Raw genomic sequence first — 24,699 nt, 5'->3', positions numbered from 1 at the left:
AAGGGCAAAAGGCCATGCCTCTTGAGATCGTTACCATTCCTTGCCTCAGCGATAATTACGCCTTTCTCGCCCATGATCCGGCCAGCGGTGAGACTGCCTTGATCGATGCGCCAGAGGCAGCTCCGATTCTGGCCGAACTGGATTCGCGCGGCTGGCAGCTAAGCCATGTGTTGTTGACACATCATCATTGGGATCATGTGGACGGGCTGAGCGGCATTCTAGCGAAACAGCCCGCGCGTGTGATCGGCGCAAAAGCAGATGAGCATCGGTTGCCAAAACTCGATCAGGCGGTGGTTGAAGGTGACACATTTTATATCGGCGGTGAGCCGGTCGAGGTTCTTGATGTGTCCGGTCATACAATTGGGCACATTGCATTCTACATGCCCCAAACTGGCGTTGTATTCACCGCTGACAGCCTGATGGCGCTGGGATGTGGACGATTGTTCGAGGGCACGCCTGCGCAAATGTGGGCCTCTCTCAGCAAGTTGGCGGCCCTGCCCGATGAAACAATCGTGTGCTCAGGCCACGAATACACACAGGCAAACGCCAAGTTCGCCCTGACCATCGATCCCGACAACCCAGCCTTGCTTGACCGCGTGGCCGATATTAATCGCGCCCGCGCTGCTGGAGAACCTACTGTGCCTTCGCTTTTAGGCCTGGAAAAGGCGACAAATCCGTTTCTAAGGGCCACTGATCCGGCGATTCAGGCCCATCTGGGCATGGAAAACTCTGATCCCGTGTCCGTATTCGCCGAAATTCGAGCCCAAAAAGACAGCTTTTAACCCGTTTCAAGCCCCAATCACGGCCACGGTCACAACAAATGTGACTGTCAAGTGAAAGAAAACCCTTGAAGCCGGGGCGGGATCAACCAAACTCTAATAGTATGAGGACATGGTTGGGATGGGGATCCGGCCTGCAGCCCGCCCCCTTCCGGCCCAATACAGAGGAGCACCCGCGTGCCTTCATTCTCGAGCACACTTGAACAAGCCATCCACGCGGCCCTTGCGGCGGCGAATGAACGGCGACATGAATTCGCAACGCTAGAGCATCTGCTGCTGGCGCTGTTGGAAGAACCCGATGCGGTGCGCGTCATGAAAGCGTGCAGCGTCGATCTGGACGAGTTACGCAGCACCTTGGTCGAATTCATCGACGAAGATCTGTCAAACCTCGTCACTGATATCGACGGGTCCGAAGCAGTACCGACTGCAGCCTTCCAGCGTGTCATTCAGCGCGCCGCGATCCACGTTCAAAGCTCTGGCCGCACAGAGGTGACCGGGGCCAATGTACTGGTGGCCATCTTCGCCGAACGTGAAAGCAACGCAGCCTATTTCCTGCAAGAGCAGGACATGACCCGTTATGACGCGGTAAACTTCATCGCACATGGTGTGGCCAAAGACCCGGCCTATGGAGAGAATCGTCCTGTAACGGGTGCTGATGAAGCCGAAGAAGAGGCTCAGACGACCTCTGGTGACGCTGAGCAGAAAGAAAGCGCGCTTGGCAAATATTGCGTTGATCTGAACGCCAAATCACGCGCCGGTGATGTAGATCCGCTGATCGGACGCTCGGACGAGGTTGAACGCTGTATTCAGGTGCTGTGTCGCCGGCGCAAGAACAACCCGTTGCTGGTAGGTGACCCCGGTGTCGGCAAAACCGCCATCGCCGAAGGTCTGGCGCATAAGATCGTTGCGGGCGAGGCCCCGGACGTGTTGTCGGAAACCACCATCTACTCGCTCGATATGGGTGCCCTGCTTGCGGGAACTCGCTATCGCGGCGATTTCGAAGAGCGTCTGAAAGCGGTTGTGACCGAATTGGAAGAGCACCCTGATGCAGTTCTCTTCATCGACGAGATTCACACTGTGATCGGAGCGGGTGCAACCTCGGGCGGAGCGATGGATGCGTCGAACCTGCTGAAGCCAGCGCTTCAGGGTGGCAAACTGCGCACCATGGGCTCGACCACGTATAAAGAGTTCCGTCAGCATTTCGAAAAAGACCGCGCGCTGAGCCGCCGATTCCAGAAAATCGACGTGAACGAGCCGTCGGTCGAGGACAGTGTCAAAATTCTGCGCGGTCTGAAACCATATTTCGAAGAGCATCACTCGATCAAATATACTGCCGACGCGATCAAGACAGCTGTCGAATTGTCGGCGCGCTATATCAACGACCGCAAACTGCCCGACAAGGCGATCGACGTGATCGATGAGGCCGGGGCAGCGCAGCACCTGCTCGCCGAAAGCAAACGTCGCAAGACCATCGGCGTCAAAGAGATCGAGGCGGTGGTTGCCAAGATTGCGCGTATCCCACCCAAGAACGTCACCAAGGATGATGCCGAGGTTCTCAAAGATCTCGAAACCTCTCTGAAACGCGTGGTGTTTGGTCAAGATGAAGCGATCGAAGCGCTGTCCAGTGCGATCAAACTGGCGCGCGCCGGTCTGCGTGAGCCCGAAAAACCCATCGGCAACTATCTGTTCGCTGGCCCCACCGGTGTTGGCAAAACAGAGGTGGCGAAACAGTTGGCTGACACGCTTGGTGTTGAACTGCTGCGTTTCGACATGTCGGAATACATGGAGAAGCACGCGGTCAGCCGTCTGATCGGTGCGCCTCCGGGTTATGTCGGGTTTGATCAGGGTGGTTTGCTGACCGACGGTGTCGACCAGCACCCACATTGCGTCTTGTTGCTTGATGAGATCGAAAAAGCGCACCCGGACGTATTCAATATCCTGTTGCAGGTGATGGATCACGGCGAATTGACCGACCACAATGGCCGGACGGTGAATTTCCGCAACGTGGTCCTGATCATGACATCGAACGCAGGTGCGCAGGAGCAGGCGAAAGCCGCCATCGGCTTTGGCCGCGACCGGCGCGAAGGTGAGGATACCGCAGCGATCGAACGTATGTTCACGCCGGAGTTCCGCAACCGCCTGGACGCTGTGATCTCATTTGCACCACTACCGAAAGAGGTCATTTTGCAGGTCGTTGAGAAGTTTGTCCTGCAGCTGGAAGCACAGTTGCTGGATCGTGGCGTGACCATCGATCTGACACCGCGTGCCGCCGAATGGCTGGCCGACAAGGGCTATGATGACAAGATGGGTGCGCGACCTCTGGGTCGTGTTATTCAGGAACACATCAAGAAACCTCTGGCCGAGGAACTGCTATTCGGCAAACTGGCCAAAGGCGGCGTGGTCCGTGTCTCGATGAAGAAGGGCGAGCTGAATCTGGAAATCCTGGGCCCCGATCAGCCCCGCATTCCGGGCGACAAGCCCCCGCTCTTGACAGCGGACTAACCTACAGCCTCTATAACGAAAAACGCCCGCCTTTTCGGTGGGCGTTTTTCTTGTTTGGCAGGTGATCCAAGGTGGTTCGAACCAGCCTTACCGCTCTGTCAGCTTCAACTCGATCCGACGGTTTTGGGCGCGCGCCTCGGGTGTGTCGGCGGGATTAACGGGTTGGAATTCTCCGAACCCGTTTGCCGCCAAACGATCAGGTGGAATGCCCAGCGCATCAACCATGTAGCGCACCACAGAAAGGGCACGGCCCTGGCTGAGCTCCCAGTTGTCGCGATATCGTCCGCTGCCTGCAAGTGGCACATTATCGGTGTGACCATCGACACGGATGACCCAGTTCAACCCTTCGGGTATTTCTGCGGCAACGCTTCGCAGAATATTGGCAACTTTGGCAACCTCCTGACGACCTTCCGCAGACAGGTTTGCGGACCCGGTGGCAAACAACACCTCAGACGAGAACACGAAACGGTCACCTTCAATGCGCACGCCATCCTGATCACCCAGCACATCGCGCAGTCGCCCGAAGAATTCCGAGCGATAGCGCTGCAAATCCTCGGCCTGTGCGGCTAGTTCCTGATTTTGGCCCACCAGTTTCTCGGCCTCGGCTTCCAGCCGAATACGTTCAGCCTCTTCCAGCAGTCGGCGACGGCGTTCTTCCGAGGCTGCGCGCGCTAGAGCGGCATTCAGATCCTGGCCCAGCGTCTGTATCTGGATCTCGGCGGCGGTATTACGTTCTTCGTAATCGTCTAACAAAGCCTGCAGCGACCCCAACTGGCTGCGCAGGGCTGCCATCTGCTGATTAAGCAGCGCGGTCTGACGTTGCGCTTCGGTCGAGATTTCCTGTTCCGATGCAAGCGCCTCTCGGGCGAGCGCCAGCAGCGCCGCGCGCTCCTCGGCCAGCGACCTTTGTTCAGCTTCATTTGCTAGTGCTTGGGTTTGGGCATCCAGTGCCGCCTGCAGTTGTTCCCTCAGTTCTTCGGCATTGATCTCACCGAACTGACGCTCAAGCTCTGCCTTGGCAGCCTGTGCCGCAGCTAGCAAAGTCAGGGTATCCTCGGCTTCCTTTCGCTGCGCTTCCAGCGCCAAGGTCATCGCTGTCAGTTCAGCATCTGCATTCTGCAATCGATCACGCAACGCCTCAGCAGCGGCGGCTTCGGCCAGACGCGCGGCCTCTTCCTCGGTCAGTTGCTGTTCTAGCTCGGATATCTGAGCTGCCTGTGCATCTTCGCTGGTTTCAAGTTCGGCGACGAGAGCTTTAAGTGCTTCGCGTCGAGCCGCGGCAAGGCGGGCGGCTTCGGCCTGTGCGTCGATTTCTTGTCTGCTTTGAGCAAGTGCCAAATTCAAGGCATCTTGTTCATTTAGCAACTCATCGCGTTGCGTTTCTAGCGCGGCGATATCCCCCTGCGCACGCGCCTGATCAGCCAGCAAAGCCGCGACCTGTGCTTCAAAGTCGGTTATGCGGGTTTGTGCCTGCGCCAGATCGTCTTCGACCTGATTAAGCGTTGCATTCAAGTTCCCAAGACGCGCTTGAAGACGGCTGTTTTCCCGCTCTTCCAGCCCCAGCGCCCCGGCCAGAGCGGCGATTTCGTCGGACAGCGCAGTCAGTTCATCCTCTTGACCTGAAATGGTTTCGCGCAGCACAAATTGCACGACCATGAAGATGGTCAGCACAAAGGTCAGCACCATCAACAATCCCGTCATCGCATCCACGAAGCCGGGCCAGACCGAGCCCGAAAACCGTTGACCTGTGCGGCGGGACAGCGCCATGGGTTACTCTCCTTCCGGGGGGGTACGTACGGCGCCCCGTGGCAAAGTCAACGCTTTGACCAGCAGCTCAAAATCCTTGCGCAGTTCGTTCATGCTGTCCTGACGACCAGCGGAGATTTCTTCGAGTATACGCAGCAACTGAACATCCATCGACCGCAGGCGCATGCGGCTTTCCGCATCGATCCCCTCGCCCGCGCCATGTTCGCGCATGTGATCCAACAAAGCGTCCTGCCCCAGCGCCACACGTTCAAGCGCAGCCGTTACGCCTTCGGTCTGGGCCTGCCGCTGGTTCATTTCCCCGATGACATCGACCAAATGTCCCAGTTTGGTCGAGACGTTCGTGCGATCAACTTCTTGCGCCGAGAACATGTCCTGCAGTGCATCCATTTGTTCAGACATGGCGTCCAGTACTGGGGTCAGCACGGCCAGTTCCGCGCCGCCCTCATCGCCCGCAGCAAAGCCAACGCGGGTGATTGAGGACAACCATTCTTCCAATTCGCGATAGAACCGGTTCTGGCCATGGCCCGCGAATAGTTCCAGCAAACCGACGATCAAGGATCCGGCCAGACCCAGCAATGACGACCCAAAAGCAACGCCCATGCCCTGCAGCTGCGCTTCCAATCCTGTCATCAGACGGTTGAAGACGGCCAGACCTTCTTCACCTTCCTGCGGGTTCAGGCTGCGGATCGTATCAACGATGGCGGGGACAGTGGTGGCCAAACCAAAAAATGTCCCCAGTAGGCCAAGGTAGATCAGCACGTTGGTGATGTAGCGGGTGATCTCGCGCTCTTCTTCGACCCGTTCGGCGACGGAATCGAGGATCGATCGGGTAGAGCTAGAGCTGATCTGAGACCGCGCGCCGCGTTCCCTCAACAACGACGCCAGTGGGGCAAGCAGTTGCGGCGGGCGCACATCGTCACGTTCGACGCCTCCGGCAAAGGCTTCGATCCAACGAACCGATCCGATCAGCTGTGTGACCTGCAGAAAACAGGCAGCGACACCGATGACAAAGACCAGCAAAATGAACCCGTTAAGATACAGATTGGCCTGAATAACCGGCAGCACATATGGCAACGCCATGAACACGCCAAGTCCTGACAGCCCTATTGCGATCAGCATCATCAAAATCTGACGGATCGGTTGTGAGAAATGTGGTCTCACGCCCTGTTGTGCCTGCGCCATGCGCGTGGCTCCTGGTATTGTCTGCTCTGGGCTGAACCTATCGAAGTTCGCCCCGTGACGCCAAGAGTTTATGCGCTGATTGTCCGCACCCGTTGCGACAACCACTCAAGATCAGGGTCGTGCAGTCCGATCTCGGTCAAGTGCGAGGCAGTATTGTATAGATATTCGGTATTTGGCCCACGTCCGCCAACAGCGTGGGCGATGATCCGAGCCTGCTCTTCCAATGGAAGACCGCCGCAATACTGAACGTGGTGAGCATCGATGACGTAAGTCACTGCATTTACGATCTGCCCGCAGTCCAGATGCACGTCCAGCATCCGCTCCAGATAGGCTGACGAGATCAGCTCACGCTCACGCAATTCAGCCAAAGTGCGCTCTTCGTGACCTGCCTCGACAGCAAGCGCCAATCCAGTGCAATGCGCGTCTGGCTGTTCGTCCAGCGCCAATACCAAACCGGGGTCTTCTTCCGTGCCGCGATGGTGGATAGAGCGCATGCAAAACGACCGCGCATATCCGTGCAATTTAGCGCGTTCGCTGCGTGCCACCGGAAAGCCCGGGTTCCACAGCAGCGATCCATATCCGAATACCCACATCGTCATTGCACTGGTCCTTGCCCGTTTGGCCCTATAAACATCAAATCCGAGGCAGGAAAAAGGGCCATTCATCATGCGCCGTCTGATACGCGTTTTCGTATTTATCGCCCTCGCGTGGAGCGCCTACTGGTTTGTCGCCGGTTATGGTCTGCGAAACGCCCTGACCGGTTGGTTTGACCGGCAGCAAGAACTGGGCTGGCAGGCCGAATTCTCGGACGTGTCGACGGCAGGATATCCGTTTCAGCACATCACACGCCTGAATAATCCCGCTTTGGCCGATCCGGTCAACGGAACGGCGTGGAGTGCGGACTGGGTCGAGTTCCAAAGCCCAGCAATCTGGCCCGGCCGCCAGATGCTGCGCTTTGCCAGTACGCCGCAGCGCCTTTCCTATTTCGACCAGACCACGACCGTTCAGGCCGAAGCGCTACAAGCCGAATTGCAGCTCCAACCCGGTGTCGCGCTGGTGCTCGAGAAAATGGCGCTGACCTCAAAGCGCTGGCTGCTGACAACCGAAGGTGATCCGCAAGCCGGAGGCCAGTCGCTGAGCCTTGTGATGGAGCAATCTGGAGCGCCCGAAAGCTATGGGATTACCGCGAAGATCGACGGGTTCACCCCCGGCGACGATTTGCGACGCCTCATGCGTTCAGCCTCAACGCTGCCGCAATCATTCGAAACGCTGGAAATGGATATGTTTGTCACTTTCGACAAACCCTGGGACCGCACCGCACTTGAGCAGCGTCGCCCCCAACCCGTTGCGATTGATCTGCGTTTGGCAGAAATGAAATGGGGTGAGCTGCGTCTGTTCGCCACCGGCGAACTGGAAGTTGACGAACAGGGCATTCCAACGGGTGAAATTGCGATGAAAGCCGAAAACTGGCGCGACATGATCGCGATGGCAAACGCCGCAGGTGCGCTGCCGGATCAGGCAGTCGATCCTGTGACCCGCGCATTGGGCTTCATGGCTGGACTGGGTGGCAACCCAAATGCGCTGGATTTACAGCTGAATTTCAGAGATGGGTTCGTCGCCTTGGGTCCGTTGCCCCTTGGTCCTGCCCCGAGACTGGTACTGCGTTAACGGCAATAGGTGCCGCTGCGGTAGCGCGCGGTGTCTAGGTGGAAATGATCCCGATGGTAGCGATCAGAGTTTGGTCCGAGAACCGTGCCAAATGGCCCACACGCGCCGCGCCATACCTTGGTCAGTTGCTTCTTGGACGGATTTTTGCGCCAGCCATTCAGAACCGTCACCACCTCACCATCGGCCATCTTGAAGCCCGAAATGTCGATGGCGCGCCCTTTACCATGCTCAGAAATCCGCGCCCCTTTACGGTTGTTACGTGTTCTGCAGGCGTAATGCGCGGCGACCTGTAGCTCGACCACCGGACCTCGGCGTTTGAACGTGGGCTTTACAGTTTTGTCGACCCAATTATTCAGCGCCTGTGCAGTGCCGCAATCCATCGTCGCTGGGCGGCTCAGCCCGACCCCCGATACTGAGGTGATTTGCACTGCATCCTTAATCCCGCAGGCTTTGATCTTGCCCTTCACACGTCCAACCGGCTTACCCTGAATATCGATATCGCCACAGACTGAACCCTTACGCAGCTTGCGTTTCTTAAGAAAGACGCGTTGTTCCAATTCTTCCGGGCGCACAAACGGGCGGATCGAATTCTCGGGCCCGAGCAATGGTAATTCAGCGGGACGGGCTGCAGCGGCCGTTACCTGCGGCGAAGCGGGCCGTAGCACCGGCCGGATGTTGGGGGTGACGATTGCCACCATCGCTTGGGTGGTTTCCGGGCGCGTCAACGGCACAATAGAAGTTTCAGGCGCCGCCGCATTTGCAGTCGTTGCCGCCAAAGCAACGCAGAAAATCAAATGGCTGCAACCGATCTTTCTCATGTCGATGTTTTTCCCCGCCCGAAATCTGGCGCATCCGTATCCTGGCCCGCATCAATGATGCCGCGGCGGATCGCCCGTGTGCGCGTAAAGTAGTCGAACAATTGCTCTCCGTCACCTGTTCGGATGGCCCGCTGTAGCGCAAAGAGCTCTTCCGTAAACCGGCCCAGAATCTCCAGCGTTGCGTCTTTGTTGGTCAGAAACACATCACGCCACATCGTCGGGTCCGAAGCCGCGATGCGAGTGAAATCGCGGAAACCAGCTGCCGAATACTTGATGACTTCGGTGTCTGTAACCCGCCGGAGATCATCCGCAACTCCCACCATCGTATAGGCAATCAGGTGAGGTGCGTGCGAGGTGACCGCCAGCACCAAATCATGATGCGCGGCGTCCATCTCATCGACATTCGATCCCAGACCCTCCCACAAAGCCCGCAGGCGAGCGATTGCATCCGGGTCGGAATCTTCGACCGGCACCAACAGGCACCAACGGTTGTCGAACAGTTCGGCGAATCCCGATTCAGGCCCGGAATGCTCGGTCCCGGCCAGAGGGTGTGCCGGAATGAAATGAACGCTATCGGGTATGTGGGGTGAGACGGCGTCAATCACGTGACGCTTTACCGACCCCACGTCTGAAACGGTGGCACCGGATTTCAGAACCGGCGCAATCTGCTGCGCCACAGGTCCCATTGCACCTACGGGGACACACAGAACCACCAGATCAGCACCGTCGACCGCCTCTTGCGCGGTCTCGCAAACCCGGTCACAAAGGCCGATCTGGCGCGCCGTCTCGCGGGTTGCCTCGGATCGCGCATAGCCCGTCACTTCGCCCGCAAGCCCAGCCCGTTTGATTGCCCAAAACATGGACGAGGCGATCAGGCCCAACCCGATCAGCGCAACACGGTCGTAAATCTGGCTCATACAGCGCCCCCTTTGAACGCAGTAATCGCTGCAACCACGCGACCGCAGGCGATTTCGTCGCCTACGGTGATCCGCAGCGCGTTTGGCAGGTTGTAGCCCGCGACCCGCCGCACGATCAAACCCTGCGTTTTCAAATAATCATCGCAGGCTTCCGCCTCGGCCCTGTCAGCAAAGCGGGCGAGGATGAAATTCGTGCATGACACATCGGATGCGACGCCAACCTTCGCCAGTTCATCAGACAACCAAATCCGGAGGCGTGCATTTTCAGATAGGCAGAACCGCAGATATTCATCATCCCGCACGGCGGCCTCGGCCGCCGCAAGAGCCGTCAGCGACAGGTTGAACGGCTGACGAACGCGGTTCAGCACATCAATAATCTCTTTCGCCGCATAGCCCCAGCCAACGCGCATCCCACCTAGACCGTACACTTTCGAAAACGTCCGGGTCATGATGACATTGCTAAACCGGTCCACCAGCCCTGCGCCTCCATCGAAACCATCGACAAATTCGGCATACGCACCATCCAGCACCATCAGGCAATCGGCTGGCAATGCATCCGCCAACCTCTGCAATTCGGCGTCAGAGATCATGGTTGAAGTAGGATTTCCCGGATTGGTCACAAAGACAATCCGTGTCTGCCCAGTGACCGCAGCAAGGATGCTATCTACGTCTACACGGCGATCTCTCTCGGGCACCATGACCGGGGTCGCGCCAGCCATTCGCGCGATGATCGGATACATGGAGAATCCATGCTCGGTATATATCACCTCATCACCCGGACCAGCATAGGCCTGCGCTACGAACTGCAACACTTCATCACTGCCGACACCGCAGATGATCCGATTGGAATCCAGTCCGTGCCGTTCAGAAATTGCGGCGCGCAGGCTGGAATGATCGGTGCTGGGATAACGATGCAGCGAAACGGCACTTTCGCGCACCGCTTCGATCGCCTTGGGACTTGGCCCAAACGGGTTTTCGTTGGAACTCAGCTTGATGACATCCGCAACACCGTCAACATGCGACTGTCCGCCCTGATACAGCGCGATGTCCATTATGCCGGGTTGAGGTGTGATCTGGTTCATGAGGGGCTCCACTAGCTTGGCCCCTCATACCTTTCTCAACGGGTTGAGAAAAGCGGCAATTATCTTACGCCGCTTTGAAGCGCGCCGTCGCCGGATCGGCATTGTAGAATGGGACAAATTCCTCGGTCCGGCGCGACAGCTCGTTAACGCTGTCGATAATGAACTGAACGGTCTCTTCGCTCATGAGGTAAGAGAAATTCAACCGCACCCAACCCGGTTTCTTCATTTCCTCACCCTCCGACAGGGCCGCATGCAATTCTTCCGACGTTGCCCGATCAATGCCCAGCAAACGATGCGCATAGGGTCCGGCACAGGCACAGCCGCCACGTGCCTGGATGCCGTAGATATCGCTGAGCATCCGGGTAAACAGCTGCTGATGCACCGGCTGCCCATTCCTATCACACACGAGGAACGAGAATATCGGCAGGCGGTGTGCATTCTCGGCACCTAGCAATGTCAGATGTGGGTTGTCGGACCACCCATCCAACGCCATGCGGTTACACTGCGCTTCACGCTGCGCGATCTCATCCGCTCCAACCGCATCTTTCACGATGAAGGCCAAGGCCGCACGAATGTCTCCGATCACATTTGGTGTACCCGCCTCTTCCCGTGTCGCGAGATCGGCGCTGTAGTCGTGCCGCCAAGGCGAGACAAAGCTGACAGTCCCACCGCCGGGCCAACTCGGACACGTCCGCTTCACCGCGCATTGGTTAACGACCAGAACACCCGACGCCCCCGGCCCGCCCGGAAACTTATGCGGAGAGACAACAATCGCGTCCTTCCGCGCATCTTCCGGCCCCATGTCCATTGGCAAATAAGGTCCACCACCCGCATAGTCCCATACCGCAAGCGCACCATGTTCTTTCAGTAACCGCGTCACAGGATCAGGGTCGGTGATGATGCCTGTGACGTTTGACGCCGCTGAGAATGACCCAATCACAAGATCGGAATCTGCGTGTTCGATCAGCACTGCCTTTAGCGCCCGCATATCGGGACCGCCGTCAACGGCTTCTGGAATCTCGATCACCCGCGCCTTGCTTTCACGCCACGGCAGAATGTTCGAATGATGCTCATACGGACCGATCAAAACGACCGGCTGATTAGCCTCTTGCACTCCCAGCAGACTAACCAGCCGGTTGAGACCCGCTGTAGCGCCAGACCCGGTAAAGATCACCGCGTCCTCTTCCTTGGCGCCAACTATGCGGGCGATCTCGGCCCGCGCCTCGCGGCGCAAACGGGTTATATAGGAACCGCAATAGGAGGCTTCGGTGTGGCTGTTGGCATAGAACGGCAACACATGCTCAGCCACGAAGTTTTCGACCTGTCGCAACGCGCGACCCGAGGCAACGTAGTCCGCATACACAAGCGGCACGTCCCCATGCAGACCCGGGATGAGTACCCCCTCACCGATCAGCCCATCACGCAGAGTATTTCCGTGAGCAGCAGATTGAATTTCTGCGCGAAAGTTGGACAAGGTCATAACACAGGCTCCATATTGCTAACTCCAATATGATTGATCCATCCTGTGGAAACCTCACAATTTTATGCTTTATTTGTCCGAGTTTTGTGTCATATGAGTTTATATGGAGAAAAAATTAGATCAAATTGACACGCGTCTTCTGAAGGAACTGCAAAAAGACGCAACACTTTCCCAGCGAGAATTGGCAGATAGGGTCGGCCTGTCCCAAAATGCCTGCTGGCGAAGAATAAAGGCCTTGAACGACGCAGGTGTCCTGCAAGGTTCTACGGCGCGCATCGCGCGTGAAAAGCTTGGGCTGAATCTGGTGGTTTTCGTCATGCTACGCACGCGCCACCACTCTGCCCAATGGTTGCAGGCCTTTCGCAGTCATGTCCTGACCATTCCTGAAGTGGTCGATTTCCATCGCATTGGCGGCGACTATGACTATCAACTCAAGGTCGTTACAGAAGATATGGCCTCTTACGACAAAGTCTATCAACGCCTCATCGATAAGATCGAACTGGACAGCGTCACCTCCTATTTCGCAATGGAGGCCATTGCCGAAAGTCGCCCGCTTCCTATCTGATCCGCCTCTTCATCTGGCCAAATATATCTCGGGGGAGTCGCGCAGCGACTGGGGCAGAGCCCCATCAAAACAAAAAAGACCGCGCTGAAAGCGCGGCCCTTAAACTCAACAGGTCGGCGAAGATTAGTTCTTCGCGTAGAATTCAACGACCAGGTTCGGTTCCATCATAACCGGGTAAGGCACATCGCTCAGGCCCGGTGCACGCACGAATGTCGCGGTCATTTTCGAGTGGTCGGCGTCGATGTAGTCAGGCACATCACGCTCGGCCAAGCCGACAGCTTCCAGGACAACGGCCAATTGCTTGGACTTGTCACGCACTTCGATAACGTCGCCTTCTTTGACGCGGTAGGACGGGATGTTGACCCGCTTGCCGTTCACTTTAACGTGGCCGTGGTTCACGAACTGACGTGCGGCGAACACGGTCGGAACAAACTTGGCGCGGTAAACAACGGCGTCCAGACGACGCTCCAGCAGACCGATCAGGTTTTCACCGGTGTCGCCTTTGACACGCTCAGCTTCTGCATAGATGCGGCGGAACTGCTTCTCGGTCAGGTCGCCGTAGTAGCCTTTCAGCTTCTGCTTGGCACGCAGCTGCAGACCGAAGTCAGACAGTTTACCCTTGCGGCGCTGGCCATGCTGGCCGGGGCCGTATTCACGACGATTAACCGGGGATTTCGGACGACCCCAGATGTTTTCGCCCATCCGGCGGTCGATTTTGTACTTGGCAGACGTGCGTTTGGTCACGGCTGATCTCCTTCTTTAGATTGAGGCCCCGATGGGCCACTATGAAGGGCGTTGTCCTCTTGAGGTTTCCCCCATGACAGGCATCCCCTCGCGGGGGCCACCAACACCAATGAAGCCGCGCTTATATCCCTGCTTCGGCCAGAGTCAACACGCCACAGCAAGCAAAGGGTAGGATTTCTGCTTAGAGTTGGAATCTTTCTGAGAAGTATCCGTTATTCAGCGGCCCAACCGGCAGTATTTGATAGATTTACCGGCACTGAACTTGCATTTGCACGAGCCGCCGGGAACACGACAACCTTGTCGTCATAACCGCTGTCAATCTCAACAGGTTCAATATGCGAAGCTGCCGAACTGACCCAGAAATCTTGATCAGGCTCAGGGTATCCATCCTCAAACACAAGCACCAGAGACGCTTCGTTCACCTCACGCACCAGCTCGGCAACGAAAGTCTGAGCGCCGTTTGACAACTCGATCTTGGCACTTTCGTTGATCTCGCCGGGGTTGGTGAAACTGGCTCTGGCCGCCAATATAGATCCAAGACCGGTGGAGTCTGCGTGCAGCGCAACTTGTTCAGCACTTGCGGCGAGTTGGACTCCTCGCCCCCTCCAGGACCAAGAGCTACCAACGCGCAAGTGGGCCAAAGGCGCCGCCTCAAGCCCGTCAACTTCCGTCTGTGTCCAAAATATTGCTATCCGACCGTTATAACCGGTTCTCATCTGTCCGCCCGCACTTTTACTCATCCCACAAGTAACTGTGCTTGTGTATCAACGAAAAAATGGGCGGAAAAGAGACCGAAATGCAGCAATCAGGAAAATGTTGCTAAAGAACAGCCTCATATTGATACTTTTCGTCGAATGTTGGTGAACGTCTGGCGCACTGCGCTAGACCCTAGGCTCATTGAATTTCGGAGCCTGAAAATCTCTGCGAGTGCGATGGCTGATGGGAACACTTTCAGCCATCTTTCGTAGCGGGTTTCTACTCGGCCCTATTCATTCAAGCGACCGAATATGATCTTGATGCGGTTTCGGTGCTTGAACCTGTGTTTATCTTTTCGGACAGGCTTCTCGCGTGACTTTCTGCCGGGGAAGCATGGGCGTATCCCTTTGTCTTTCATAGCCTTTCGGAACCAGTCAGAATCGTAACCCCGATCAGCAATCATCCAATCGGCGGCTGGTAGGCTGCTTAGAAGTGCCCTGGCACCCGTGTAGTCACTGATCTGATCGACAGTTATGAAAGACCGGATTGGGTGGCCAGAAGCATCGCTGACGGCATGCAACTTGGCGCTCATTCCGCCGTTGGCACGCCCAATCAGGCACCAGCGCCCCTTTTTTCAACCGTAGGCTTGAAGCCATGCGATGTGCCTTCAGATACTTGCGCAGGCTCAATTGAACGCATGGCGTTCGCCTGCTCACTTTTATCATGATCGCCCTGTGATCGGAATGGTCCGAAGCCAGCCTTTCCATGATCCGTGCAAACACGCCGTTGTCGCTCTAACGTTTTTAGCAGTTGTAGAGCGTCTTGGGTGGGCCATACTCCTTCGGAGCATCGGACCAGCCCCGTATCGGACTAGCCGACCTTGAACTCGCTTTTCAATCGCTGCTACCGAAATTCACACTAAACGCTTGGCAATTCCGTTTGCGGTTGTTGCAAAAAATTGGCAATCACGCTGCCTTGTAATGGTTGAAAACTTCTGTGGTGCCATCCTTACCGATCAGGAAAACCGAATAGGCTTCCCGCTCACTCTCCGGCCCCATACCAGGTGAGCCATAGGGCATACCTGGCACTGTCAGCCCGACCGCATCAGGGCGTTCGGCCAACAAGCGCCGGATGTCCGCCGGGGGCACATGACCTTCTATGACATAGCCCTCGAGCAAGCCTGTGTGACAGGACGCCATCTCTTCTGGAATACCCTTGTTAGCTTTGTATTCAGACAAAGTCTCCCAGGAGGCATTCTGCACTTCCATCTCGAATCCTTCGCGTTGCATAATATCAATCCACGCGCCACAACACCCGCATGCGGGGTCCTTGAGAACCTGCACCAGCGGTTTGGTCGTTGCAAATGTAGGTGAAGCCAGGGCGATGCCGGAGGCGCTGAGGCCAGCCAGGAAAAGGCGTCGGTCAAGTTTCGTGGTGGTCATGTCATTTCCTTTCCGTGTTTACGCCTGCGCTGTGATATTCGGTCTTGTGACCGAAATCGCAGGCAAGTGCTATGATTTGTGTCAAGCGGGCGATCATGACCAGCCCTGTTTCTGTTCGCTTTCGGTGCATAGCGCACGCATGTCGCAACCGCTTGGATAAGATGAGCGCCAAGGCAAATACTGATAGTTTAGCCTCTCTTCCACGCATAATAATCTCCTGACGACCGCAGTGCATGCTCGAACAGAAACAATTTGAAAACCCGCACTTTCGGGACTTTGGATGTTAGGATATTTGTGGAGGAAGATTGGGCGTCAGAGGCGTTTGAGAATCATGGTTATCAGTGTCCATGTTACGGTTTCTCTGGCCATAAGCTTCCACCAAAACCACAGGTCCTAATTGGGTCGGGTTTTCACCTACGCAACAGGTTCCAGTGTGGCATGCCCCGCCACAACTCATGCAGTCGTCCGCGCAATCTTGATCGGTGGTAGAATGAAAACGGCGATTGTTGTGTTTGAATTCAGATGCTTTTGACGCGATCGAAACGCCATACTGTTTGTGGCTGTCTGCGATCTCAAAGTCGTTGTTTGCAAAAGCAACAGAGCCGATGATTGTCACAGTAAGACAGACGCACACTAAAAGCGTTTCTCTTAAAACAGGGATCAACTCATTCACCGTACTGCGGTCGTAGTGTGATCGTGGCAACGTGCTGACCCGAAGCCAACAAAACTACATTTGATAGTGCGGCACGCATTTGAGAAGAGCGGATTGCCACGCCTGAAGAAAAAGATTGCCAAACTTGGAGGCAGATCAAACAACAAGGTCAACTACGCTTGGCCCAAGTTTTTTAGAATTGGACAGTCTGGGCGGTGGTCGCCAGCGCATTCTTCGATCAGATGAGACAGTGTTTCATGCATCGCCTTCAGATCGGAAATCTTATCGTCGATCTCTTTCAGATTCTGTTTTGCAATTTCTTTCACGTCCGCGCTTGCGCGTTCTTTGTCCTCGTAAAGCGCCAGTAGCGAACGACAATCCTCAATGGTAAAGCCCAATGAACGGGCCCGCCCGATGAAGGCCAGCTTGTGCAGTTCCTTTTCGTCGAAATGGCGATACCCATTGAGGCTCCGCTTGGGTTTGATGAACCCGATATCCTCGTAATAGCGGATGGTTTTGGCAGGCAGACCGGAACGTTCTGCTACATCTCCGATATTCACAGCGGTTCTCCTATTCTATCCAGCAGGCGCTGAACGCAGCGTCTGCTCGGTGTTCTGCGAGATCTGTTCTCGCCCAACTTTGATCGGCTTTACCCAGCGCAACCGCAGCGCATTGGTCAGGACAAATACACTGGAGAGAGCCATGGCACCTGCGGCCAAAACCGGCGACAGCAGCGGGCCGCCAAACGGATAAAGCACCCCTGCCGCAACCGGTATGAGCAGTGTGTTGTAGCCGAACGCCCAGAACAGGTTTTGGCGGATGTTACGCATGGTGCGCTGACTAATATCGAAGGCATTGACCACGCCGGTCAGGTCGCCTGACATCAGAACGACATCAGCCGCTTCGATGGCAATGTCAGTGCCTGTCCCGATCGCAATTCCTACCTCAGCTGCCGCCAAAGCAGGCGCATCATTGATGCCATCACCCACAAAGGCCAGTTTTCCGCCATTTGAACGCAAATCCTGCAACGCTGATACTTTACCCTCGGGCAGAACTTCAGCCACGACATGATCGATGCCAAGCTGCGCCGCAATGGATTTGGCAGTAGCGGCATTGTCGCCGGTGATCATCGCTACTTTCAGGCCCAGCCCGTGCAGAGCTTCGATTGCGTCCGGCGTGGTGGTTTTGATTGGGTCCGCCACAGCGATTACGGCCGCGATAGCCCCGTCTACGGCAGCATAAAGTGGAGTCTTTCCGTTGATTGCGAGTTCAGCGCCCCGATCAGACAACGCGCCCATTTCTACCCCTTCGCGACTCATCAGGCGGTCGGCCCCGATCAGGATTTTATGGCCTTCGACTGAGGCGCTTACCCCGTAACCGGTGATCGACGTGAAGTCTTCTGGCTTGGAAAGCTCCAGACCACGGGTTTCTGCCGCGCGCACGATGGCTGTGGCGATTGGATGTTCGGAAGTGACCTCAACGGCAGCAACAAGGTGCAGAACCTCGTCTTCGGTCATTCCTTCGGCCACAATCAGGTCGGTCAGCTCCGGACGCCCTTCGGTCAGGGTGCCCGTCTTGTCCACCGCAACAACGGTGGTTTCCTGCAGCATTTGCAAGGCATCGCCCTTTCGGAACAGGACGCCCATCTCGGCAGCGCGGCCAGTGCCGACCATGATGGAAGTAGGTGTTGCCAACCCCATGGCGCAGGGGCAAGCAATGATCAGTACCGCTACCCCGGCCACCAACGCCAGGCTAAGCGCGGGATCGGGTCCGAACAACATCCATACCAGCACTGTCACAACGGCCACTGCGATCACTACCGGCACAAACCACAGCGTGATGCGGTCGACCAGGCCTTGAATCGGAAGCTTGGCACCCTGTGCTTGTTCGACCATCTGAATGATCTGGGCCAACATAGTGTCTGCGCCGATCTTTTCAGCACGGTACGTCAATGCACCTGCGCCATTTACGGTCCCCCCGACCACAGTTGCGCCCTCGGTTTTTTCGACGGGAACCGGCTCTCCGGTGATCATGCTTTCATCGACATATGACGCGCCGGTCATTACGGCACCATCCACCGCGATTTTTTCGCCCGGTCGAACGTGCACAATATCCCCTACAACGATCTGCTCAATCGGTAGCTCGACAACCGATCCGTCGCGCTCAACTCGTGCTGTTTTTGCCTGCAGACCGACCAGTTTTCGGATCGCTTCACCCGTTCGGCCCTTGGCGCGCGCCTCGAGGAACCGCCCAAGCAATATAAGAACCACGATTACCGCTGCGGCCTCGTAGTAGACATTTGCGGTTCCGGCAGGAAGAATATGCGGCGCAAAGGTCGAGATAAGCGAGAACCCATAGGCCGCCGAAGTGCCCAGGGCCACCAGAGAATTCATGTCCGGCGCGCCTTTGACCAAGGAAGGGAATCCCTTGGTGTAGAACTGCAAGCCTGGCCCCAAAAGAACGATCGTGGTCAGAAGGAATTGCAGGTAATAGCTGTTCTGGATGCCGATGGTGCTCGCTATCAGGTGGTGCATGCCCGGAATAACATGCGAGCCCATTTCGAGAATGAATACCGGCAAAGCGAGCAAAGCGGCGAAGCTTGTTCGCCGCGCCAGATGGCTGATCTCTGCCGCTTTGCGGTCTTGTGGTTCGGTCTGCGTTGCGGATCGCAGGCTCGCCGGATAGCCGGCAGATGCCGCAAGCGCCGCGATTGCTTCGGGTGTTGTGACTCCCTCAGCATAACGCACAGTTGCACTTTCAGTGGCCAGATTGACCGACGCGGACAAGACGCCGCCATCGGCTTCCAGGGCTCGTTCAACGCGCCCTACACAGGATGCGCAGGACATGTTCTGAATATCCAGAGTGACCTCTGCCGTCCGCGCCGGATATCCGGCGCGGTTTAACGCATCAGCAATGGCCGCTATATCGGCTGGATCGCGGAAATCGACCTGAACGCTTTCGCTGGCGAGATTAACCGAAGCGGCATCAACCCCTGGCACATCTTTCAATGCGCGCTCGACGCGCCCAACGCAGGAAGCACAGCTCATACCCTGAACCTGGAACCGCGCATGTGAATTTTCAGTCATATTGTCACCACGTATGTTCTGCTGACAGGCAACATAAGGGTTCCAGCAAGTGGAAGGTCAAGGGATGAGGCTGACTTTCTTTCTCATCATTCATGACGACGCTAAGTATCCCGGATATGAGCTGCGGGCACCGCAAGTCAGCTATAGACAAAGCCATTGACACAGTAAGTTCCTCCGCACCGTTGGACTTTGACATGAAAAACCGCAGGGTACGTGTCTTAAGCACCAATCAACTTGATCATATCCTTGCAGCTCAGAGTCCGAGGGATGCGAAGCCACGTTCGCAACAGAAGTTTAGGAGCGCAAATGCTGTCGTCCCTTAGTTCTATCTTGCGTCTCTGACTGCCTCGATTAGCCGGGTCATTTCATCTTCGGCGATCAGACCCGGGGCAAGCGCATCTCCAATCACAAACGAAGGGGTGCCACTGAAGCCAAGCTGCCGGGCCAATTCCATGGACACCTGAATATGCGCGTCGACTTCCGGCGCCTCCATGTCTGCGCGCAATTGATCCTCGTCCAGGCCGAGTTCCCGAACAACTTTTAGGACGCTGGCCTGAGTCGCACGACCGTTCAGCGCCATAAGCGCCCAATGGAATTCTTCATATTTTCCCTGGTTTCGTGAGGCAAGCGCGGCGCGTGCCGCAAAGTCGGAACCTTCTCCGAGTATGGGCCATTCTCTGTAAACAACTCGGACTTCGGAATCGCCTGCGATTACGTTTTTCACGACCGGGGCCGCACGTTTGCAATATGGGCAGTTATAGTCAAAAAACTCGACTACGGTTACTTCACCTTCCGGGTTTCCGATGACAGGCGCATTCGGATCCTGTTCCAGCAATTCACGCTGATTTTCCAAGACGTTTCCAATGGCTTCGGCTTTTGCCTGATCTTCGCGCTGTTGAAGCAATTGAATCGCCTGCATGATGATTTCGGGGTTTTCCATAATGGCTTCCAGAGCCAGCCGTTTTACATCGGAGTCAGACAATTCGTCAGCACTCGCCATAGCAGCACCAATCGACATAGTGATGGCAATTAAGCCTGCAAAAAATCGTTTCACGTCAGTTTCCTTCCGTTTGTTCTGTCTCGGTGCGCTGCTCTTGCAGCTTGCGTTCCCGATCCGGCCAACTCTCCTTGATGAAGGCAAGGATGTCCCAGATTTCCTGATCCGACAGAGTGTCCTCGAAACCTGGCATACCGCTTTTGACATCAGCGACGCCCATCTGTTTTAGTGTTTGGTACCCGCCAAGCTTTGTATAATCGAACAACAGCTTGTCGCCGTGATGCCAGGTGTGCCCTGTTCGGTCATGCGGGGGAGCTCGCAAGACGCCATCTGGATCAGGTGTCTGCCAATCTGGTTGACCCTCCAAATCTGCCCCGTGGCATGACGCGCAGTTTTCGGCATACAAAACTGCACCACGTGCTGAATCCGCTGATGAACTGTTCTGCGCACGCCCACCCAGGCCCCAGCCAGCGACCGCGACAATGATCACCACAGCAGCCAGTGACAGCCATTTCGCCGCGCTCTTGTTCATCACGCCACGCTCAGCCAGGTCTTCATTCCAGCGGCCTGATGCGACAGCATGTGGCAATGAAACAGCCAGTCCCCCGGGTTATCCGCAACGAACGCAATCTCCCGCGTTTCCATCCGGTCAACCAGTATTGTGTCTCGCAGCGGTCCCAGGCTCCCGTTCGGCAGAACTTCCTGAAAGTGCGTCCCGTGCAAGTGCATGGCATGCGCAAAGACAGTGTCGTTCTGCATCTGAATACGGACTATGTCGCCACGCGAAACAGAAGCGAGCGGGTCTTCGGGTAACCCTGCGACTCCGTTGAATGTCCAGATCTGTCCTTCCTGAACCAACTCATTAGCGCTCATGACTTGGCCGTTGTAAGTACCTTGACGCAGTCCGCCCATCGCCCCGCCTTCCATCACCAATGGAACCTTTAAGGCGTCAGAAACATCTTCAAGAAAAGAAACAGGGTTGGGTGGCAGAGCTTCGATCTCACCGCGGCTGGCAGATGTACCGCTTCCCGAAACCGGGATCTCAGCGATAACAAATGATTCATCGCGTTCGTGAAGAGTTATTTGAACGGCTTCGTTCGATTCCGCTGTGACGTCGACGATCAAGTCTGCTCGCTGTGCAGGTCCGAAAACAAGTGTTTCGAAATCTTCTGGCTGCCTTACAGGCATGCCATCATAAGCGACCAGTTTCCCGTTTGCGCCACCTACTGACACATACATGATCCGATCAGTTGCCACGTTGACCATTCGAATTCGCAATCGCTGGTTCGTCAAAACTTCGGTCATTGGCGATATGCGCGCGTGAACGTAGTTTCCCATCCGACCTGCATGGGTCCAATCATGCATTGCACCAAAATCATCTACTATTTGAGCGTCCTTACCCAACCGCCAATCATCCAGAAGGATCGTGATGTCATGGTCCGTGTCCGGCGGGTCTGTTTCGTCGACGATGAACGTGCCGTAAAGGCCCCTGGCCACTTGTTCCGTTGACTGGTTGTGAGAGTGATACCAGAAGGTCCCCGCGTCCTTCAGAGGCAAGTCATACTGAAATTTGCCGCCGGTTGGTACAGCCTCCTGCGTAAGGCCCGGCACCCCGTCCATATTGTTCGGAACCCGCAATCCGTGCCAATGGATTGCTGTAGGCTGAGGTAGCGAGTTCAGGAGTGTCCGGCGAACCGTTTCGCCTTGCCGGGCACGAAATTCAGGGCCCGGAACACCGCCATCATATCCCCATATCTCGGTTTCCGGATAGTTGTTTGGGGCAACGCGCGCCAATCCTGAACGCGCCTCGATTATTCGGGGGGCGGTAGCCGCCCTCCCGATAGTCGGCACTGCGATTAGTGCCGACGTGCCTTCAACAAATTGCCTGCGATTGAGCTTCATTAGGACTTCCTTCCAAAGAATACTTGATCTCGCACTGGATTATCCCCCGTCGTGCACATCCAGCAGATAGGTCGCCATTGCCTTCAGGTCTTCGTCTGTCAGAAAGCTGGTGCCATAGTTTACGACCTCTCCCATGGCGCCGCCGAAGACATCGCCATCAGGCATGACGCCGGTGCGCAACGCGTAGGCCAGATCATCAACTGTCCACCCACGCATTTGCAGGGTCTCAAAGTCGATGGCCGGTGCCTTGTCACCGCCCGGCAGAGAGTCACTTCCCTTGAAGTGTTCCGTGTCCGAATTTCTTGCGCCAGCCAGGTTCCTCCCGGTGTGACAGGCGGCACAATGCGTGGCACCTTCAACGAGTAACCGGCCCCGGTTCCATACATCATCATTGCCCGGCACGGGATCGGTCCGCGGCGGTTTCAAAAATGCCGCCCGCCACAGCTTCAGGCCCCATCTCTGATTGAAGGGGAACACCATTTCTTGCTCTTTTGACGGTTCCGCTACCGGTGCAACCGTTTTCCAGGCGGCCCAGAGATCGGCGATGTCCTGATCCGTGAAATTCGCATAAAACGGATAAGGAAAGGCCGGGTAGTAGGGCTGCCCGTCAGGCGACACACCCTGACGCACAGCGCGGGCAAATTCCTCGATGGTCCAATCACCGATCCCGTGATCGGGATCTGTGGTCAAGTTCGGCGAAAAGAGCGTGCCGAACGGGGTATCCAACTCCACCCCACCGGCCAAGGGCTCACCTCCTTTGGCAAAGTCTGTGTGGCAGGCGATACAGCCGCTTGCCCTTGCCAGATACGCCCCGCGGTTAACGTCACCTTGAATGTCGAGAGCTTGTAAGGGCTGGCCAATCGGCCAAGCCATCACAGCAACAAACCCTGCTGACGCCGCAACGGCGGCAGCAAGACCCAACCGTATTATCGGCTTCATGATGCATTCCTATTCCGACCGAAATCGCGTGTGACACGCCGAGCATGTCTGGCTCAGCATCATGAACACACCATCTGCCGGCATTTCAGACAGCTGTGCTAAGTTTGGACTGCCAGCCATCATCCCGCTGCCCATCATGGAACCACCTCCCATCATGGATTTGCCGCCCATCATGCCGGAACCATGACCCGATCCGGACGCCATCAGCCCGTTGTCTGCCGAAAGCGCAAGGCCTTCTGAGTAGATTTCCAACTGTCTGGCTATTTCTGTAAAGGAACCCCAATCCTGCCAGATTTGCGATTTGGCCTCCGAAGGTTTGCCATCAGATCCCTCTGGAAACAGCTTTGTCATGCTTTCACCGGCGTGGCTTCCGATTTTCTTGGCTTCGCTTCGTACCGTTTGCGCATTGTAGGGCGTTTTCCCCTGCATCATCGGTGTAAGGACCTTCATGCTGTCCTTCATCGCGGACATACCGTCCATGCGTTCTTTGACGACGCCGGTTGCGCCACCATGCGCCAAGGCGGCCGCCGCAAATAGAGAAACCAGGGCCACGCCTGTAGTCATTTTTAGAAAGTTCATTTCTTTGTCCTTTTCGTCTGCTTCGACGCGCCCATCTTGAGCGCAATTCGACTCGTCAGATCAGGACACGCGGCGGTGGTGGGTCAAACGCGATAATACTAAGAACCCGGTATTGAGCTCGAGGGATCGAGTATCTTCGTTCCGTGCCTTGGGGACCAGGCGGTGTTGGACCCATCAAAAATAGTCCAACAGCGTTGCAGATCGCTCCGCCATGACAATGCCCGGGATGACCCTGCTTGACATGTTCGACGTCCGCAGAGTCGGTTTGGTCAATCACATGCTGTGAATCACCGCCATGTGCATGAGCAGAATCGGCCGTCACAAGTAGCCCGCCAATAGCCAGCGCAATTGACAGGATGGAGTAACGAATTGCTGTGCTCACTAGACTCGTCACCTTCAGAAAATCCCGTTTTCTTGCTGCAACTCTCTTATGTACGTCACGATGCCTTTCACATCCGCGCGGGTTAAACCATCGACCGGCGGCATGTTACCGAACTTCCAATGGTGTGCCCGAACACCATTCTGGACGGCCACGTAAAATGCCTCGTCCGAATGGTGGCCAGGTTCATAGATTTTATGCACCAAAGGTGGTGCAAGGCCCTCCAGACCTGTTGCATTCCCGCCATGGCACGCCGAGCATTTTGCGTCGAATGCCACTTTGCCGACGGCCGCAAATTCGCTTAGCTGGTCCGGTAGATTGACGTTTTGGATTGGGTCTCCTGACGCCAGCGTCGACGTATCAGGTGTCGTCATCGAATGGCCAGCTGGTTGCTGATTTAGATTGTAGACGATTGCGACGGCACCTGCGATCGCCACACCGCCTATCATGAGTGTAAGTTTATCCATCTCACTATTTCACGTCGTTGTCAGTTACCGAGCTTAAGCGCCTGTCCAGAAAAGCC

The 24,699-nt window shown here is 56.1% G+C and carries 23 protein-coding genes and 1 pseudogene; 4 read left to right on the top strand and 20 right to left on the bottom strand.

Annotated features, from left to right (window positions below; all coding sequences use genetic code 11):
• Window positions 1–14: 14 nt before the first annotated feature.
• Both gloB and clpA read left to right on the top strand, forming a co-directional pair.
• Window positions 15–782 carry a hydroxyacylglutathione hydrolase gene (gene gloB, locus ACR0NE_RS09350; protein WP_480459604.1) on the top strand — a complete coding sequence of 256 codons (768 nt, stop codon included), beginning with the start codon at window positions 15–17 and terminating at the stop codon, window positions 780–782.
• A 174-nt stretch (window positions 783–956) separates the two neighbouring features.
• Window positions 957–3,281: an ATP-dependent Clp protease ATP-binding subunit ClpA gene (gene clpA, locus ACR0NE_RS09345; RefSeq protein WP_170401887.1), complete on the top strand. Its 2,325-nt coding sequence runs from the start codon at window positions 957–959 to the stop codon at window positions 3,279–3,281.
• Window positions 3,282–3,368: 87 nt separating this feature from the next.
• Here the strand turns inward: clpA and ACR0NE_RS09340 are convergent, their stop codons facing one another.
• From ACR0NE_RS09340 to ACR0NE_RS09330, 3 genes are all read right to left on the bottom strand, one after another.
• Complete coding sequence (locus ACR0NE_RS09340) at window positions 3,369–5,048, bottom strand: peptidoglycan -binding protein (protein WP_170594549.1); 1,680 nt, start codon at window positions 5,046–5,048, stop codon at window positions 3,369–3,371.
• A 3-nt stretch (window positions 5,049–5,051) separates the two neighbouring features.
• Entirely contained in the window at window positions 5,052–6,230 is a 1,179-nt protein-coding gene (locus ACR0NE_RS09335; protein WP_170392455.1) for a biopolymer transporter ExbB, read from the bottom strand.
• A 68-nt stretch (window positions 6,231–6,298) separates the two neighbouring features.
• Window positions 6,299–6,829, bottom strand: coding sequence for a gamma-glutamylcyclotransferase (locus ACR0NE_RS09330; RefSeq protein WP_170594547.1), 531 nt, complete (start codon window positions 6,827–6,829; stop codon window positions 6,299–6,301).
• A 67-nt stretch (window positions 6,830–6,896) separates the two neighbouring features.
• Here ACR0NE_RS09330 and ACR0NE_RS09325 point away from each other — a divergent pair, with 67 nt between their 5' ends.
• On the top strand, window positions 6,897–7,898 hold the full coding sequence (locus ACR0NE_RS09325; protein WP_170392459.1) for a DUF2125 domain-containing protein: 1,002 nt from the start codon (window positions 6,897–6,899) through the stop codon (window positions 7,896–7,898).
• Here the strand turns inward: ACR0NE_RS09325 and ACR0NE_RS09320 are convergent.
• The 4 genes from ACR0NE_RS09320 to ACR0NE_RS09305 form a co-directional block, all read right to left on the bottom strand.
• A complete protein-coding gene (locus ACR0NE_RS09320; RefSeq protein WP_170420536.1) occupies window positions 7,895–8,716 on the bottom strand; it encodes an extensin family protein in 822 nt (273 codons plus the stop codon). The two genes, ACR0NE_RS09325 and ACR0NE_RS09320, sit on opposite strands and share 4 nt — an antisense overlap.
• The gene (locus ACR0NE_RS09315) at window positions 8,713–9,633 is read right to left on the bottom strand and encodes a prephenate/arogenate dehydrogenase family protein (protein WP_170594545.1); all 921 of its coding nucleotides are present in this window, start codon (window positions 9,631–9,633) and stop codon (window positions 8,713–8,715) included. Before ACR0NE_RS09315 ends, ACR0NE_RS09320 begins: the two co-directional genes overlap by 4 nt.
• A complete protein-coding gene (gene hisC, locus ACR0NE_RS09310) occupies window positions 9,630–10,715 on the bottom strand; it encodes a histidinol-phosphate transaminase (RefSeq protein ID WP_170594543.1) in 1,086 nt (361 codons plus the stop codon). The genes ACR0NE_RS09315 and hisC overlap by 4 nt, the downstream gene beginning before the upstream one ends.
• Window positions 10,716–10,779: 64 nt before the next feature.
• Window positions 10,780–12,195 (bottom strand): aminotransferase class V-fold PLP-dependent enzyme, encoded by a 1,416-nt coding sequence (locus ACR0NE_RS09305; RefSeq protein ID WP_170594541.1) that lies wholly within the window; start codon window positions 12,193–12,195, stop codon window positions 10,780–10,782.
• A gap of 103 nt (window positions 12,196–12,298) precedes the next feature.
• On the opposite strand from ACR0NE_RS09305, the gene ACR0NE_RS09300 reads away from it, so the two are divergent.
• Window positions 12,299–12,760, top strand: coding sequence for an Lrp/AsnC family transcriptional regulator (locus ACR0NE_RS09300; protein ID WP_170392465.1), 462 nt, complete (start codon window positions 12,299–12,301; stop codon window positions 12,758–12,760).
• A 123-nt stretch (window positions 12,761–12,883) separates the two neighbouring features.
• On the opposite strand, the gene rpsD is transcribed toward ACR0NE_RS09300, so the two are convergent.
• The 13 genes and pseudogenes from rpsD to ACR0NE_RS09235 form a co-directional block, all read right to left on the bottom strand.
• On the bottom strand, window positions 12,884–13,504 hold the full coding sequence (gene rpsD, locus ACR0NE_RS09295; protein ID WP_170392466.1) for a 30S ribosomal protein S4: 621 nt from the start codon (window positions 13,502–13,504) through the stop codon (window positions 12,884–12,886).
• Between the two features lie 212 nt (window positions 13,505–13,716).
• Window positions 13,717–14,031 carry a hypothetical protein gene (locus tag ACR0NE_RS09290; protein WP_480439136.1) on the bottom strand — a complete coding sequence of 105 codons (315 nt, stop codon included), beginning with the start codon at window positions 14,029–14,031 and terminating at the stop codon, window positions 13,717–13,719.
• Between the two features lie 395 nt (window positions 14,032–14,426).
• A pseudogene (locus ACR0NE_RS09285) lies at window positions 14,427–15,057 on the bottom strand (IS5 family transposase); the annotation flags it as partial.
• 108 nt (window positions 15,058–15,165) lie between these two features.
• A complete protein-coding gene (locus ACR0NE_RS09280) occupies window positions 15,166–15,642 on the bottom strand; it encodes a DUF411 domain-containing protein (RefSeq protein ID WP_170564198.1) in 477 nt (158 codons plus the stop codon).
• A 283-nt stretch (window positions 15,643–15,925) separates the two neighbouring features.
• The gene (locus ACR0NE_RS09275; protein ID WP_170594538.1) at window positions 15,926–16,315 is read right to left on the bottom strand and encodes a hypothetical protein; all 390 of its coding nucleotides are present in this window, start codon (window positions 16,313–16,315) and stop codon (window positions 15,926–15,928) included.
• A 152-nt stretch (window positions 16,316–16,467) separates the two neighbouring features.
• Window positions 16,468–16,854 (bottom strand): Cu(I)-responsive transcriptional regulator, encoded by a 387-nt coding sequence (gene cueR, locus ACR0NE_RS09270; RefSeq protein ID WP_170392471.1) that lies wholly within the window; start codon window positions 16,852–16,854, stop codon window positions 16,468–16,470.
• A 15-nt stretch (window positions 16,855–16,869) separates the two neighbouring features.
• Window positions 16,870–19,380: a heavy metal translocating P-type ATPase gene (locus tag ACR0NE_RS09265; protein ID WP_170594536.1), complete on the bottom strand. Its 2,511-nt coding sequence runs from the start codon at window positions 19,378–19,380 to the stop codon at window positions 16,870–16,872.
• Window positions 19,381–19,705: 325 nt separating this feature from the next.
• Window positions 19,706–20,434: a DsbA family protein gene (locus ACR0NE_RS09260; RefSeq protein WP_480459601.1), complete on the bottom strand. Its 729-nt coding sequence runs from the start codon at window positions 20,432–20,434 to the stop codon at window positions 19,706–19,708.
• Between the two features lies 1 nt (window position 20,435).
• Entirely contained in the window at window positions 20,436–20,909 is a 474-nt protein-coding gene (locus ACR0NE_RS09255; protein ID WP_170594534.1) for a c-type cytochrome, read from the bottom strand.
• A complete protein-coding gene (locus tag ACR0NE_RS09250; protein ID WP_170594532.1) occupies window positions 20,909–22,279 on the bottom strand; it encodes a multicopper oxidase family protein in 1,371 nt (456 codons plus the stop codon). The genes ACR0NE_RS09255 and ACR0NE_RS09250 overlap by 1 nt, the downstream gene beginning before the upstream one ends.
• Before the next feature lie 39 nt (window positions 22,280–22,318).
• A complete protein-coding gene (locus ACR0NE_RS09245; RefSeq protein ID WP_170594530.1) occupies window positions 22,319–23,218 on the bottom strand; it encodes a c-type cytochrome in 900 nt (299 codons plus the stop codon).
• A 9-nt stretch (window positions 23,219–23,227) separates the two neighbouring features.
• Window positions 23,228–23,797, bottom strand: coding sequence for a cytochrome c (locus tag ACR0NE_RS09240; protein ID WP_170594528.1), 570 nt, complete (start codon window positions 23,795–23,797; stop codon window positions 23,228–23,230).
• 396 nt (window positions 23,798–24,193) lie between these two features.
• On the bottom strand, window positions 24,194–24,643 hold the full coding sequence (locus ACR0NE_RS09235; protein ID WP_170405712.1) for a c-type cytochrome: 450 nt from the start codon (window positions 24,641–24,643) through the stop codon (window positions 24,194–24,196).
• Window positions 24,644–24,699 lie beyond the last annotated feature (56 nt).

This window comes from Ruegeria sp. C9 (assembly GCF_056537585.1).
The sequence above is the reverse complement of the archived record's forward strand: the minus strand, read 5'-3'. Positions and strand labels throughout refer to the sequence as shown.